15 protein-coding genes and 1 pseudogene are annotated in these 15,314 nt (G+C 45.3%); 6 read left to right on the forward strand and 10 right to left on the reverse strand.

The genetic code is table 11. The annotated features are described in order from the left end of the window. Window positions 1–188 precede the first annotated feature (188 nt). A complete protein-coding gene (locus ACYX4W_RS14505; protein WP_476073641.1) occupies window positions 189–2,801 on the forward strand; it encodes a TonB-dependent receptor in 2,613 nt (870 codons plus the stop codon). Here ACYX4W_RS14505 and ACYX4W_RS14510 read toward each other — a convergent pair. From ACYX4W_RS14510 to ACYX4W_RS14520, 3 genes are all read right to left on the reverse strand, one after another. Next, window positions 2,798–3,790, reverse strand: a complete 993-nt coding sequence (locus ACYX4W_RS14510; RefSeq protein WP_476073642.1) for an XdhC family protein — start codon at window positions 3,788–3,790, stop codon at window positions 2,798–2,800. The genes ACYX4W_RS14505 and ACYX4W_RS14510 overlap by 4 nt on opposite strands. A gap of 27 nt (window positions 3,791–3,817) precedes the next feature. Further along, window positions 3,818–4,486: a DsbA family oxidoreductase gene (locus ACYX4W_RS14515; protein WP_476073643.1), complete on the reverse strand. Its 669-nt coding sequence runs from the start codon at window positions 4,484–4,486 to the stop codon at window positions 3,818–3,820. 107 nt (window positions 4,487–4,593) lie between these two features. Then, complete coding sequence (locus ACYX4W_RS14520; protein WP_476073644.1) at window positions 4,594–5,418, reverse strand: SGNH/GDSL hydrolase family protein; 825 nt, start codon at window positions 5,416–5,418, stop codon at window positions 4,594–4,596. 47 nt (window positions 5,419–5,465) lie between these two features. Here ACYX4W_RS14520 and hemN point away from each other — a divergent pair, with 47 nt between their 5' ends. Continuing rightward, on the forward strand, window positions 5,466–6,839 hold the full coding sequence (hemN, locus tag ACYX4W_RS14525; RefSeq protein WP_476073645.1) for an oxygen-independent coproporphyrinogen III oxidase: 1,374 nt from the start codon (window positions 5,466–5,468) through the stop codon (window positions 6,837–6,839). A gap of 2 nt (window positions 6,840–6,841) precedes the next feature. Here the strand turns inward: hemN and ACYX4W_RS14530 are convergent. The 7 genes and pseudogenes from ACYX4W_RS14530 to moaB form a co-directional block, all read right to left on the reverse strand. Then, a pseudogene (locus ACYX4W_RS14530) lies at window positions 6,842–8,083 on the reverse strand (ATP-binding cassette domain-containing protein). Window position 8,084: 1 nt separating this feature from the next. Then, on the reverse strand, window positions 8,085–8,780 hold the full coding sequence (gene modB / locus ACYX4W_RS14535; protein ID WP_476073646.1) for a molybdate ABC transporter permease subunit: 696 nt from the start codon (window positions 8,778–8,780) through the stop codon (window positions 8,085–8,087). Between the two features lie 2 nt (window positions 8,781–8,782). Next, on the reverse strand, window positions 8,783–10,039 hold the full coding sequence (gene modA, locus ACYX4W_RS14540) for a molybdate ABC transporter substrate-binding protein (RefSeq protein WP_476073647.1): 1,257 nt from the start codon (window positions 10,037–10,039) through the stop codon (window positions 8,783–8,785). Beyond that, window positions 10,021–10,494: a molybdenum cofactor biosynthesis protein MoaE gene (locus ACYX4W_RS14545; protein ID WP_476073648.1), complete on the reverse strand. Its 474-nt coding sequence runs from the start codon at window positions 10,492–10,494 to the stop codon at window positions 10,021–10,023. Before ACYX4W_RS14545 ends, modA begins: the two co-directional genes overlap by 19 nt. 2 nt (window positions 10,495–10,496) lie before the next feature. Continuing rightward, window positions 10,497–10,745 carry a MoaD/ThiS family protein gene (locus tag ACYX4W_RS14550; RefSeq protein ID WP_269918022.1) on the reverse strand — a complete coding sequence of 83 codons (249 nt, stop codon included), beginning with the start codon at window positions 10,743–10,745 and terminating at the stop codon, window positions 10,497–10,499. Window positions 10,746–10,898: 153 nt separating this feature from the next. Beyond that, window positions 10,899–11,378 carry a cyclic pyranopterin monophosphate synthase MoaC gene (gene moaC, locus ACYX4W_RS14555; protein ID WP_474856919.1) on the reverse strand — a complete coding sequence of 160 codons (480 nt, stop codon included), beginning with the start codon at window positions 11,376–11,378 and terminating at the stop codon, window positions 10,899–10,901. Then, a complete protein-coding gene (gene moaB, locus ACYX4W_RS14560) occupies window positions 11,375–11,881 on the reverse strand; it encodes a molybdenum cofactor biosynthesis protein B (protein WP_476073649.1) in 507 nt (168 codons plus the stop codon). The genes moaC and moaB overlap by 4 nt, the downstream gene beginning before the upstream one ends. 124 nt (window positions 11,882–12,005) lie before the next feature. Here moaB and ACYX4W_RS14565 point away from each other — a divergent pair, with 124 nt between their 5' ends. The 4 genes from ACYX4W_RS14565 to ACYX4W_RS14580 all read left to right on the forward strand — a co-directional run bounded on the left by ACYX4W_RS14565 (window position 12,006) and on the right by ACYX4W_RS14580 (window position 15,292). Continuing rightward, window positions 12,006–12,788: a HesA/MoeB/ThiF family protein gene (locus ACYX4W_RS14565; protein ID WP_476073650.1), complete on the forward strand. Its 783-nt coding sequence runs from the start codon at window positions 12,006–12,008 to the stop codon at window positions 12,786–12,788. Between the two features lie 511 nt (window positions 12,789–13,299). Beyond that, window positions 13,300–14,418, forward strand: coding sequence for a peptidase M14 (locus ACYX4W_RS14570; RefSeq protein WP_476073651.1), 1,119 nt, complete (start codon window positions 13,300–13,302; stop codon window positions 14,416–14,418). A 350-nt stretch (window positions 14,419–14,768) separates the two neighbouring features. Then, a complete protein-coding gene (locus ACYX4W_RS14575) occupies window positions 14,769–14,999 on the forward strand; it encodes a type II toxin-antitoxin system ParD family antitoxin (RefSeq protein ID WP_476053926.1) in 231 nt (76 codons plus the stop codon). Continuing rightward, entirely contained in the window at window positions 14,996–15,292 is a 297-nt protein-coding gene (locus tag ACYX4W_RS14580; RefSeq protein ID WP_474806320.1) for a type II toxin-antitoxin system RelE/ParE family toxin, read from the forward strand. Before ACYX4W_RS14575 ends, ACYX4W_RS14580 begins: the two co-directional genes overlap by 4 nt. Window positions 15,293–15,314 lie beyond the last annotated feature (22 nt).

A 15,314-nucleotide genomic window follows, 5' to 3' on the forward strand; every position in this document is an offset into this window, starting at 1 on the left:
CAAAACTTGACTTATTCGCCGCAATTGCGTGGAATATGCTCGATTAATTTGTCTACATAACAGGCAATCAAAACGTCTTATTGGAGTAAAGACGACAAAATGTAAAGGACTGCGCGCACATGGACGCGACTTTGTCGTGATAAGTTTGGCTGGAGGCGCTTAGCTTCTAAACGATAAAAAGAACTAAAATGAAGTCATTTACATACGCCTTGCCCTGCCATCCTGAAAATGTAAGAGCAACAGTAAACCCTATCACTTATTGCCTTTTAACTACGCTTATATTTTCTGCTAGCTCTGTTAGTGCCCACGCTAGCGCCGACGATGGCACAAAAATACAAATTGCGAACAAGAAACTTGAACACATAATAGTTCAGGCACAGAAGACATCACAAAATTTGCAGGACGTTCCCGTGGCTGTCACAGCCCTAAGTGGTCAAGATATGGTAGAAACCGTTAGTCGTGACATGTTCGACCTGCAAAACTACGTACCTGCATTTGGCGCGTTTCAAAACCAAAGTGTGACTAATTCAGGCTTTTCTATTCGCGGTATCGGTACTTCTTCTCAAAACTTTGGCTTCGAGTCATCGGTAGGTCTGTATGTAGACGGCGTCTACCGCTCCAGACAAAATGCACTAATTAGCGATCTAGTTGATATTGAATCTATCGAGGTATTACGCGGGCCCCAAGGTACCTTATTTGGTAAGAATACCGCCGCTGGCGCGGTGACGGTATCAACCGTAGCGCCTTCACACGGCGAACGTAATGGCTTTGCTGAGGCTATTATTGGCAATGACAATTTGGTTCGCTTGAGTGCAGGATCGTCGTTTTCACTTATCGACGATATTCTTGCCATGCGAGTATCTGGATTTAGTTCCCATGGCGATGGCTTTATTACCGATGAGGCCAGCGGGCAAACCCTAAACAACCGTAATCGGTCTGCGGTAAAAGCGCAGTTGCTTTATACACCGACAGAAAACATTAGCGTAAGATTGATAGCCGATTACGGCGAGCTAGACGAGCGGTGCTGCGGCGCACTGACGTTTCAAAATAACATTCAGGCCAATGACATAGCGGGTAAATTCGGCACTGATGCGCTGCTGCTTCAACCGCCATTCAACGCAACTATTTATGGGCGCGATAGCTTTTACGACTATAGAACATCGCTGTCGCAAACTCCCCTTTCAAAAATGGAAGACAAAGGGCTATCAGTTCAAGTAGATGTGGCTTTAAACAAAGCATGGAATTTAGTGAGCATAAGCGCGTACCGCGCGTTTGACAGCTTAGATACGGTAGATACCGACTTTTCTGATGCGGACCTTCTCACTGCCACTAACGACGCCAGGCAGCAGTCGTTTTCTCAAGAAGTTAGATTGCATTACACCAGCGAGAATGTGCGTGGATTAATAGGTGTTTACTATTACAGCCAAAACTTAGACCTAACCTTTGATACTACCACGCAAGATGATTTTAGTGCGTTCTTTAATGCCGCCGCGCCCGATCTGCTGCCTTTGGCTAACGCCATCAACGAGCTATCTGCAGTTACATCAGGCTTTATTGCGCCTGCTGCAGCCCCAGCGCCGTCCGGTACTGCTTTTGTACACTCGGCTAATCAAGAACAAGACAGCATTGCTGTATTTTCTCAGTTCGATTGGCTGTTAAACCGCAATTTTACGCTAACCACAGGCTTACGCTATACACGCGAAGAAAAGTCGATCGTCGGTGCGTATGACGAGCAAGGGCCTGGTATTGACGGACTAAGTCAAAATCCTGCACAATGGCCTAATATCGGGCGTGCGGTACAAGGTTTACAAGACATCTCTGCAGCCTTGACTACTATCCAAGCGCCCTCTGCTGAATCACTTAATGCCATTGCGCCTTTTCAGCAGGCAGGCTGGGGGTACTTTTTCTTAGGCTCGGCAGCGGTTATGCCTCGCCCTGATTTAAACGAACAGATTGATGATTCACAGTTAACCGGCACAGTGAAACTGGCTTATCACCCCAACGACAACACGTTAACCTACGCCAGTTTTGCCACAGGTTACAAAGCAGGCGGTACGAATACTGACAGGATCTTACCTTCACTTAGCCCGCTTTTTGATGCTGAAAAATCAAGAAGTGCCGAAATAGGCATTAAACACGATTTTGAAGGATACGGCGTTCGCGTAAATGCCGCGGCGCACTACACACAAATTAGCGACTTTCAGGCGACGACCTTTACCGGAACAGGTTTCAACTTGCAAAATGCGGGCGATATCATAGTCAGAGGTGTAGAGCTTGAAGCAACGTGGTTGGTAACAAAAAACACCGAATTACATGCCGCCGCCTCGCGCACTTTAGCGAGCTTTGATGAGTTTAAACGCGGTACCTGTTGGGTAGCGTACACGTGGCATACTGGCATCGACGACCCGGGCCGTGTGGAGCCAAACGACCCGTTCTGTTCAAGAGACGGAGACCGCGTGGGCTTCGAACCACAAAATTCACTGTCACTTATGCTGAATCACTATTTCGAAGTTGGGAATTATCCTGCCTCCGCCAGTATTGACTACCAATACACGGGGGACGTATTCCTTGATGATGCGAACGACCCGTACAAATACGCTGACGACTTTTCATTATTTAACGTTCGCGTAAGTTTCACTATTCCACAATGGGATAGTGAAGTTATTGCATGGTCGCGCAACGTATTCGACGAAGAGTACGTTGCACGAAGCGGGTTTGATGTGCCAGTACAAACCGGAAAGATCATGGCCTACCCGGGTGCACCTAGAAGCTTTGGCGTTACCTTCAGAAAGTCTTTCTAACGCTTTAAATGCGTAGGTTTGGTATGAAACACCGCATGACACTGTGCAATAACAGACAGTGCAATATGCTCAGGTAGTTCACCGCCTATATCAAAGCCAGCAGGGCTCGCGAAATACTGAGTAAAGTTGGTATCTCCAAGCCCGGCTAAATCCATAATTTCCTGCTTGCGGTGCAACGGCCCAAGCATTGCCGTATAGGTTAACGACTGCTTACTTAGCACCTGCAGCGCCTTTGCATCAATTTCGCGATGATGGGACATAAGCACCGCCGCTTGAATATTATGTTCGCCCATGTGAAGACGTAAGCCTTCAGTAGACGGGTCTTCAATCAAGTAATTTACCTCGGGAAAGTGTTCAAGTCTTGCTTGTGCGGGCCTTGGATCCCAAAGGCTTACTAAATAACCCTGTAAACTAGCCAGTTTGGTCATAAAGGTAGCGTCGTACCCACCTCCTACAACAAGTAGGTGGATAGGCGGCAGCATCAAAACCGACAACATGCGCTTGCCATTAACAGTATCTAGCTCGGCCTTTCTAGGTGTAGCAGTATGGTCTTCCAATTCCGTACACTCACCCAAGGTACCGTCTACAGCGCAGTGCCACTCACACGCCTTTCCGCTTGATAAGGTTTTACTAACCACATCCAAAGATAGATAACTATTATTTTCATTAACTGGCACGAGTGCTAGATGCACTACACCGCCGCATCCAACACCTAGCTTAAACGCAATATCTTCTTCATCTTCATCGTCATAAACTGCAGTACGGCTAACGCCGTCAGTCATTACGCGCTGGGCTTTTTTAACGATGTCACTTTCTAAGCAGCCGCCGCTTAATATTCCTAGCTGATGCCCTGCATCACTAAACAGCATCATGGCGCCTGCTTTGCGATAGCATGAGCCTTCCGTTTTAAAAGTAAAACCTAACACCCATTTGTGTTTGTTTTTAAGTGGAAGCCACTGGGCCAACAAATGGTTAACGTGATTACTCATAACTACCTCTGATCCCGTCTGACCTGCTTATTGCTGCGATGCTGCTTTAGCAATAAATGCAGCCAATGTTTCAGGCTCCTGCGCACCAGCCACACCCTGATTACCAATCACAAACGTAGGTACGCTTTGAATACCGCGCTGCATCCAAAGGGTTTCTTCCTCACGCACTACTTGCGCGTATTTTTCACTTTTAAGCACTTGTGCTGCATCAGATTTATTAAGACCTACAGCCTCGGCCAGTTCTACTAGAACACCAAGATCGTTCACGTCTTTACCCTCAGTGAAGTAGGCGTTAAACAAGCTGAGCTTCATTTCTTCTTCAAGGTCGTTTTGTGCTGCAAAGTGAATAAGCTGATGGGCTTTAAAAGTATTCTGCATACGGGAGTCGTCAGTGAAATTAAATGCAAAACCTAACTCTTCACCAGCTTGTACAAGCCTCGCTCGATTCTCCACACTTTGCTGCTCGCTAATGCCGTACTTTTCCATAATGTGTTCACGAAGGTTTTGTCCTTCAGCAGGCATATTAGGGTTTAGTTCGAACGGATGAAACTTGATATCTACTTCAATGTTATCAAGGGTTTTAATCGCTTCTTGCAACCGCTGATACCCCACGATACACCATGGGCATACCACATCAGATACCATATTAACCGTTACTTTCTGTACATCTTGTGTACCTTGCTCACTAGCTGCCATGATAGGACTCGCTTTATTGAAGTCATGAATTTATAAGGGCTTAGATAAGGTTACAAAAAGAAACTTCAACCCCATTTAGCAATTATTTTCGTTGTCGCCTGTCAGTTTTAAAACGTCTTTTTTGAACCGTTTATATCGGCATGGTGAATGGGTGTGATTTTATCTAAAGCCAGGCGCGCCCAAATCTCATAGCCCTTAGAAGACGGATGAAAGCCATCTTCAGCCATTAAGCCGCTTCGCTGAATATCGGCAACAGTACCACCTAAGTTAAGCGCGGTAACATACAATATTTCTGCGTTAGAACATGCTGTTACGGATTTAACCAAAGCTTGGTTTAAAAGTAATGCTCGCCAGCCTAACAGTGCCCGTAGGGGCTGTGGTAGCGCAGGAAAACAATGAATAGGCGGTAACGCTGTAAAAAGTATTCTTTTGCAACCAAATTTGTGCGTTAAAAGTGTACTGATGGCATCAATATTTTGCTGCCATCGCTTTAGTGACACAAATTTAGTGACATCGTTAACACCTATAGAAATAAGCGCAGATGAGAAGCTTTCGCAGGGAAGATCTCGCAGAAGACTAAGCACATCTTCGCTTTTAAACCCCGTTTTGGCATGCAGCGATACACGGGCTGGGCCGTGCTTAACAAGCTCTGCATACAGCAGACCTGTGAGTGCCCCCATTTGCGTCGTTGCACCAACACCAGCGGCGGCAGAATCGCCTATAACCAAAACGTTATTAGTTAGTAGCAATTTACTATCGGCAGAGGTTAATACCCGCTCGCCGTCGGGCTCTGGCAGTACAGCGGTCTTTCTTCGCACCCACAGTGCCTGCATCAATACAACAGGAAGAAGTAAAACAATAATCAGGTTTAATACCAAAACCTTGAAGTAGATCAAATCAGCCTCCCAAGTGATACGGTAAGCTTTAATCATCGAATTGAATTCGCGCCTAGATATCTACATTAAAGTGCAGAGCCAAGATGACTATAATTGCCTTACAACAACGCCCCGTATCAACCATTACCAAATATGCGCTGAATGCGCCTCGCTATACCTCTTACCCTACTGCACTTAAATTTGAACCGCTACAAGATGACATACTTCCAAAAGCACTTGCAGTGTCAAAAGCGCCGGCTGTAAGTCTCTACGTGCACATCCCATTTTGTAAAACGCTGTGCTACTACTGTGGCTGCAACAAAATGGTAACCCGTCACAACGAAAAAGCAGACGAATATTTAGACTATCTAGAAAAAGAAATTTTGTCTAAACGTTATTTAACAGAAGGTAGGCGTGTGGTTTCACTCCATTTAGGAGGCGGCTCTCCGAGCTTTCTAAGCAAGACTCAACATACCTATTTAATGTATCTGCTTAAAAAACATTTCACGTTTGAGGCAGGGGCTGAGCTATCTATTGAATTAGACCCCAGAAATATAGATAAACGCTACCTTCAAAATTTAAAATGCTTAGGTTACACGCGCATCAGCTTTGGCTTGCAAGACACCGACTACAACGTACAGAAAACGATTAATCGCGTGCAAAGCACATCGCACATTGCCGACTTAGTGTTTGAAGCACGCTCGCTTGGTTTTGACTCCGTCAATTTAGACCTAATTTATGGGTTACCACATCAGTCAATTGAAACATTCTCATCGACCATCGCTTCCACGAAAGCCATGATGCCAGACCGCATCTCGCTTTTTAGCTACGCACACCTGCCTGAACGGTTTGCCGCGCAGCGCAAATTTGCGGAAGAAACACTACCAAGCAGTGAAGAAAAAGCGTCGTTATACGACCTTGCCGTTAAAAGCTTTACGAGCATAGGTTATGAAATGATTGGCCTTGACCATTTTGCCCTAAGCAAGGACTCTTTAGCCATTGCCAAGAATAAAGGTGAGCTTCACCGTAACTTTCAAGGGTATACCTTACGTGGCGACGCTGACCTTATAGGGTTCGGCGTATCAGCCATTAGCACCGTAGGTAATGCCTTTGCGCAAAATGCTAAGGAGCTAAAAGAATATTACCATCGCTTAGACAACCACCTGCCCAATGCGAAGGTTGGGCTGTCATTAAGTGTCGACGACCTTATTCGCAGAGACGTGATTTCTAGCTTAATGTGCAATTTAGCGGTAGACAAACAAGCAATTGCTGATAAGCACCACATCATATTTGATGAATACTTTGCTTCAGCCTTAAACAACCTTGAAGAACTTAAAGAAGACGGGCTTATCGAAATGACATCTCGGTATATTCGAGTGCCAGAGTCTGCTCGCATTTACATTCGGGCTATATGTGCGCGTTTCGACGCTTATTTGAACGCAAGGGAAATACTCAGTAGCTACTCCAAAGCCATTTAAATCTAGGGCAGTTTAAACCGCGCAATCACTTGCATCCCTACATCAAGCTTAAGACGCGATAGAGAGATACAGCTAATGCTGGCATAAAGGGTTTGGTTACTGTTCAGTACATCAAGTTTTAACAACACTTTCGCGGTGTTTACGGTCGCTAGCTTTTTAGAAATTAGCTTTGCATCTGCGAGTTTTGTGTCGGCGTTATTTTCTGGCACGTTCAGGGGGCTGAGTGAATTCGCCACGGGTTCGATGCTAGATATAACACATGGCAGCGCATTTAAAATACTGATTGTGCTGGCATTGCCAAAGTCAGCAGTATTGGTATCGATACTTACATCACAAGCTTTAACTGCAAAACGAACAGATACTTGGTCACCACTTTGCTTAGGCAAATAGGAGACCGATTCTGCAGTGACGAATATCTCTTGCCCCGCTACCTTAACGCGCTCAATTCCGTTTTCCGACTGGCACTGCTCATTGCCTTGTAAGGGCAAAACACTTTGACTTTGTTGCGTTTCGCTACCGTGTTTATAGCTGACAACGGCGTTTTGTGACCGGTTGCTGTCGTGTGCTTCGCATTGCTCAGTAACTTTAACCCCTTCAAGTACGCTAGACGGCGTTCCCCCCCTTCTTTTTCGAATACTTGAGTCAACACATCGCGCGTTTTTCCACAAAGCTCGGTGCGGCCTTTATCAATATAAATTAGTTCGTCACTGAACAAGGCAAGGTCGTCTAAATCGTGAGAAATAACAAAGCAGGTAAGCTGCCCTGTCATACATAGATTATTTAAAAATTGATAAATTTTACGGCGGGTAAAAATATCGATTGCACTTAATGATTCATCTAGCAATAACACATCAGGGCCATTTACCAAGGCTCTCGCGATCGCTACCCGCTGAGCTTCTCCACCAGAAAGCGCCTGAACTGGCTTATCGATTAAATGCTCGCAATAGCATCCGAGCATGCTCTTCTCAATAGACAGCGCAGTCGAGGTTGCGTGGCGCTGTGCTAAGGCCAAGTTGCCACGAACATCGGTATGGGGAAATAACATGGGCTGCTGAAATACGATACCGACTTTTTTATCAGCCCACGGTGTTTGAACTGTTGCGTTTTTTTCTACGCCAGCTTAGGGCGCGAAACAAGCTGCTTTTTCCTGCACCTGATGGACCGGTAACCCCAATGAAGCGGCTTTGATGCTGCAATGAGATTTTTGCGTTAATGCGATTAGAAAGTCGTGCTGATATTTGCATATTAACGCGCCTCATCACTTCGGGTGATACCGTTAAAACGATAGAGCGCCGCGAGCATCACGAATGAGAATATCAGAAGGGCCAACGCAAGGTTGTGTGCGCTGTTATATTCCAACGCTTCTACCTGTTCATATAACGCGATAGACAGCACCTGAGTTTCCCCAGGGATATTGCCGCCTATCATTAGCACCACGCCAAACTCGCCTATGGTATGGGCAAAGCTTAAGCCTAATGCCACCACGATGGGCGCTTTGCTTAAGGGCAGCACTATTTTTATAAAAGCTTCGGAGGCCGAAAAGCCTAGTGTTTTTGCCACATCTAAATAACGGTTATCCAATTGTGAAAAGCCGCTATACAGTGGCTGTAAGGCAAATGGAAGTGAGTAGATAACAGAGCCCAATACCAAACCTTCAAAGCTAAATGCTAAATTGCTCCCTGTTAGGCTTTGCCACCCCTGCCCCAATGCACTTTGCGGCGAAAAAGCAATAAGGAGATAGAACCCCAGCACAGTTGGTGGTAACACTAAAGGCAATGCAAGCACAGACATAACCAAGGGCTTAGCTTTGCTCTGCCAGTTAGCTAAAAACCACGCTAGTGGCAATGCAATTAACAGCAACAAACCACTTGTAATAAAGGCCAGCTTTAAGGTAAGTAATATGGCCTCAAGTGTCGATGCTCCGAAAAATTCTGTGAGCATACTTAGTTACCAACGCCATGTGTTATAGCAGGTTCGTAACCCCATTCAATTAAGCTATGCTGTACCCCTTGCGACATTAAATATTGAACAAAAAGGCTGGGCGATGACACGCCATCAGCGTCAACTAAATTAAATGCTCTGGTTGTCTCTACGTCGTTTTTGTGAGCAGGCTCGTCAACTTGCCTTGTCGCATTTTTAATTGGAAGTGGTTCGAACAGATTCGGTGATAGTGTAGCTACCGTTTTACTGTTAACCACCAACGACTGAACAATGGGTTGATACAAGGTTTCTGGTACTGGAACGATAACCGTAACAGCATCGGCGCTTTTGGTATTAACAACACTGTTAAAATTAGAAGGCAAATTATGGGATAAGTCTGCGGGCAAATCTAAGGCCAATGAGTAAGCAACGAACGCCCCTTTCACGCTACCGGTAGTATAAAATTGCAAAGTTTGTAGCACGTTTTTACCCATTACTCTGTGGGGTAAAAACTGTCGCCATAGAGACAAGTTCTGCAGCGTCTGCTTTGCTGCGTCACCATAGGGAGCCAGTTTAGGATTTGCGATAGCTATCTTGTTTCGTGGATTTTCCATTAATTGAACAAGCTGCTTCGACAAGCAATCGGTAAGCTGAACGTTTATTTGTGCAGTCGTCTCTCCAGTAGATGGGCCCGCGATTTCCCTGCAATTTGTTTCGCTAGATGTCTTACTAGAAATTTCACTAAATTCCTCACTTGATAAGTCGCCAGCATAGACAAACGCCAGCTTGCCTTTAGCATAATCCACCAGATTACTGTGGTGCACTAAATCATTATTAACCAAGGCTTGCGGCCTAGCGTGATCTGCAGATAGAAAAACGTCAAAGCTAGCACCATGTTGTATTTGTGCATATAAAGTACCGCTAGAAGATACGGTTACCGCGACTTCTATACCGGTAAGCTCAGTAAACTGCTCGGCAATACTCTTTAGTGGTTTTGCAAAGTTTGCCGCAACGGCTACGTTGATTTTTTCGTCGCGCTTGAAATTTACTGACTGGTTTTGTTTGTCGGCACTAATAACGCTCTCTTCATTTACAGTATTATTCGCCGTTTCAAAACTGCTCGCCCGTGCCACAGAACTGGCAAAAGTCGTAATGCCTGCGGCTACACTTGGGCTTGCACTTGCGCTTGCAATAACACTTACCAAAATAAGCATGGCCAAGTTAACAAAGCTTGAAAGTCGCATTGCCAAAGAAAAAACCATTACTTTTTGCGCATCCACTTAAGTGCCGCTTTATCGTCAGACGCTTTTGCCGCAACCCATTCAGATTTATCGCCCTTGAACTCTTTTTTCCAAAGGGGTACAGATTGCTTAAGCATGTCCATCAAATAGCTGGCCGCGTCAAACGCCGCCTGGCGATGGGGAGCAGCGGCCCCCACCCATACAATTTGTTCGTTATTATATATGCGCCCTACTCTGTGCAGTGCACCAGCGCTATTAAGTTCAAAACGCTCTACTGCTTGTTCAAGGAGCAGCATCAACGCTTTTTCGGTCATACCGGGATAATGCTCTAATTCGATACCGTCTATGTCGCCAGAATTATTATAATCCCGCACTAACCCAGTAAAAGTAACAATCGCGCCTGTATTGCCGCACGCCTTTTCGTCTGCCGACTGTTTTAACCTAGCGTAAAGCTCGCCTTGGTCGAAATCTTCTACTTGAACTAGTGCAAACATACCTAGCCCCCTGTCACAGGTGGAAACAGCGCCAGCTCATCGCCGTCGCTAAGTACGGTTTGCAGGTCGCAGAGCTCTTGGTTGCAGGCAGTTAGTACACTGCCCTCTAGGGCTAATGCCCACTTGTCACTGCGCGTCTTAAGCTGAGATATTACGGCTTCAATCGTGCTGTTATCACTTAAATTAAGCGCGATATTGTCCTCTCCCGTAATCTCTCGGGTTTGTGCGAATGTTTTTACCGTTACCTGCATGCTTTGCCTGTTATTTACTTTGTTAACGTCGCTTTGTGCGCTCGCTGATCAATCTTTTCAAGCCTCGGAAATGCATTGAACCTAGAGTAGGTTACTCATTAGGCGGGCATGCACTTTCTGTACGTTACTTTAAAGATCGCTACTTTGTGTGAACTAGGTGTCAGACTGCCAGTGGCCTGTCTTACCGCCCTTTTTCTCCAGTACCCGTACCCCTTCCATATGCATGCCAGGGTCGATGGCTTTGCACATATCAAACAAGGTTAACAGCGCCACATTTACACCAGTGAGCGCTTCCATTTCAACGCCGGTTTTACCGCTTAGCTTACAATAGCAGGTGGCTTTAATTCGGTTTTGGTCGGCCTGAATGTCGAAGTTTATATCAACCTTTGACAGTGCCAATGGGTGACAAAGAGGAATAAGATCGGCGCAGCGTTTCGCCCCTTGGATACCAGCTACTCGGGCAACGGCGAAGACATCCCCTTTTGCAATTTTTGCTTCAGAAATTTGGCGAATAACGTCTTCGCTTACGTACAAGAAGCCTTCTGCTGTGGCTTCTCGCTTGGTAACATCTTTGTCACTAACGTCTACCATGTTGGCTTCGCCGCCAGCATTTAGATGGCTAAACGTACTCATGCTTCCACCAAATGCTTTACGAAGTTACACGGTCTGAAGTCGGCATCTAGCTGGCTAGAGATAATCTTTTCCCACGCTGTGCGACACGCGCCTGTTGAGCCCGGCAGGCAAAAAACAACCGTATTATTGGCGAAACCCGCTACCGCGCGAGACTGAATGGTTGATGTACCAATCTCTTCATAGCTAATTTGGCGAAATAGCTCACCAAAGCCGTCCACTTCTTTGTCGAACAATACACTAATGGCCTCTGGCGTTGAATCACGATGCGTAAAGCCTGTACCACCAGTAATTAATACCGCGTGAATGTTCTTGTCGGCAATCCACTTCGAGACCACGGCGCGCTGCTGATAAATATCGTCTTTCACCAAATCGCGATCGTAAAGGTTATGGCCAACCGAGGTAAGCGCCTCTTTCAAATAGTCTCCCGACTTGTCGTTTTCGAGGGTGCGCGTATCTGAAATAGTAAGAACGGCAATATTAAGGGGTTGGCTGACAACTGACATATGAAATCCTAATTTGATATGCGACATTTTGGCGGTTTTTGATAAAGTACCAGCCAAAATACTATTTGGTAATCACTTTATAAGGGTGCATGCCATGAATTCAACAACTAAGTTGCCATAAACTATGTCTAAAAGCCTAACTAATCAGCAGGCTATGCGCTATAACCGCCATATTGTGCTTCCTAAAATAGACCTAGACGGTCAAGAATCGCTACTAAACGCCAACATTTGTATTATTGGTATTGGGGGGCTTGGCACTGCGGCCGCCACTAGCCTTTGCGCCAGTGGCGTGGGCTCCCTCACGCTTATCGACCACGACACAGTCGAGGCCACTAACCTGCCAAGGCAAACCTTGTTTAGCGAACAAGATGTTGGCACAAGTAAAGTAGAGGCAGCTAAAGCGCGGCTTAGTGCAATCAACAGCGACTGCGACATTACCGTAATGGCAGAACCGTTTGCGGCGCCCGGCAGAACTAAGGGCCCTACTCAGCTGTCAGCAGCGTTAAAACAGGCCATAGAGCGTGCTGACGTTGTGCTAGATTGCACGGACAATACAGACTCGCGAGATTTAATAAACCTATTGTGTTTTAAACTAAATACTCCACTGGTGTCGGGCGCAGCCATTCGCTTTGAAGGCCAGCTTTTTGTAGCTATACCCGGTGAGAGCCGTTGCTATGCATGTTTGCGGACGCTTTTTGAATCGCCTGATTTAAGCTGTGTAGAGGCAGGTATATTCTCGCCTGTAGTAAATATTGTTGGTACTTACCAAGCCATGCTAGCTATGCAAGTATTGATGGATTTCGATAATATCCCAAAAAACACGTTAATGACCTTTGATGCGCTTTCGCATGAATGGCGAAATTGGAAGCTACCAAAAGGCGTGGACTGCGAGCTTTGTGCTTGCTGAATGCAATTAAACAAACCATAAAATTTAAGATGGCAGGTAACTATTAAACGTAATTGTTGCTAACCATTTCGGTATAGAGACCTGCCCTTTAACATTCGCAAAATCACTTTTTATCGTTTAAGACTTCTTGGCGTTCACGTTCGTACGTTTCATAATCTTTTTGATACCGTGCTTCGCACTCATTTCGTTGCGCTCCCTGCAATTCGCTGCAGTTTTGTAACCGGTTTTGTTGCGCTGCGTTATACAACTGTTTCGACGTACACCCAGAAGCCAAAACCAGCAGTATAATTAAGGGAATTATTTTTGTTAGTTTCATCACAGTTTCATTCTGAAAATAGATAGTTTTTGAGACGGCGCTATTTGGAAATAGTTTCACTGAACAATCATCAAAATGTTACGATTTATGTATTTTGAGCAATCATCTGAAAACGCTTGGGTCGTTACAAATACTCCTATCAATATGATTGCCGCGTTTTCGTTAGAAAAATAGACAGAAAATAGGTTGATTTAAATGACAACCCAAGTAGTAAAAAAACACATGGTAGTGGCGCAAAACGCGTCTGGACGTAATATGAACGTGCCAATTTATCGAATGAAGGGCGCCCGCCCTGGCCCCACCGTGTATATTCAAAGCTCTATTCACGGTGCTGAAGTTCAAGGTAATGTAGTTATTTACCATCTTATTCAGCGCCTTAAAGACATGGATATTTGTGGCGAAATTATTTTAGTGCCCAACTGTAATCCCATTGGTACTAACATTAAAGCCGGTGAGTACACATTAGGCCGGTTCGACCCTGTGAACGGCACAAACTGGAACCGCGGCTATTTCTTCGATAAAGATGCGGTTGAGCATTTCGCCAAAACCGTTACACGCGAAGAGTCTATTGAAGGCATAAAACAACGTTTTCGTGCGCACCTTTCTAATGCTATCGACAACAAACTGGCCGAACCCTGGGGGTTAGGCTTGGCACAACAGTTAAACCTGAAACTACAACAAATGGCGGTGAACGCCGACTTTGTACTAGACCTTCATAACGGCCCTGTGTCTACCCGTCACGTTTATATTCCCGAATATGCCAAAGACAGCGCCAAGCTATTTAACATCCCCCACTGTATTTTTATTCCAAACGTATTTGCAGGTGCATTAGATGAAGCGACGTTCTGCCCGTGGTGGACACTGCAAGAAAGCATAAAAACTAATTTAGAGCGCGAGATTAGCTTTAATGTAGAGGCTTTCACGCTAGAAATGGGTAGCCAGGAAGTGATCGACTTTAACGAAGGTAACATAGATGCCACCAGCATTCTTAGCTACCTAAACGCCAAAGGCGTGCTGCACGAATGCGATATTAAACCGAAAGCAATGCAGCGTTTAGGCGTATATTTAAAAGACTATAAAACGTTATTCACAAACTGGGGTGGCATGGTTGAATACATGGCAAAACCAGGCCAAACCGTGAAAAAAGGCGAACCGCTAGCGCAGATTTTAAATATTGATGATCTCGACACCGACAATGGCAGCAGAACGCTAGAAGCGCCTTGCGATTTGATCCCAATTCTCCACTTCCCTTCTGCTTCGGTATTGAGCGGAACGCAGTTGTATAAGGTGTTTACGAATTATAAGGAGTTGTAGGTTTTTGTATGCACGTTGATGGAATGAAACTTCAATTACAACATGGTTGATTAGAGTACGTAGATAGTCTCTCGCAAATTACGAACTTATTCTTCAAAGTGCGCCCTGCCGTTCAATTTATTGTATTGAACGGCGGCGTTGTACCTTAAGGTGCCTATGAACTCGTAGGACTTCTGTTTGCAAAGCAAAAGGACGAATTTTTATAAAGCGCAGTGTTTCGAGCGACGCCAAATTGGTCGTTTAGCGAAGTGCTTCGGGGACACCGGTTAAACCAAACCCTCACTGCCCCATTGGCAATCTTTGTCAATATTTGCCATAATTTCTGAATGGTGAACATTCGGAAATAGACAATGGCAACTTTAAACGTGTCACTTCCTGACGAAATGCGTACGTGGATTGATGAGCAAGTAAAAACTGGCAAATTTGCTAATGCTAGTGATTATATTCGCGATCTAGTACGTCGCAATCAGAGTGAGCGTGAGGCAATTAGCTTAGTCCTCATAGAAGGTGAGTTGAGTGGGAAAAGTGACAAGAATGTTTTGGATATTATTCAAGCTAAGAAAGCTCGAGCCTCTGAATGAACGAATACATCCTCTCTAACAAAGCAGAGGAAGATATCTCCCGCATTTACGATTATTCAGCCAATGTTCACGGCGTAACTCAAGCTGAAGCCTATCTTGTTGCCCTACATGAAGCTCTAGTTGTTCTGGCGGAAACCCCGAATGTAGGTACTTCAGCGGAGGACATTAGAAAGAATTACTTACAATTCCCCGTTCATAGGCACATGGTCTTCTATAAAAAAGTCGATGACGGCATTTTCGTCATTAGGGTGCTTCATCAACAAATGAAATACGCTATGCATCTATCTGATTGAAACACACAGGAAGGACCAAGTA

It is taken from the genome of Alteromonas sp. ABH4_454, assembly GCF_056311775.1.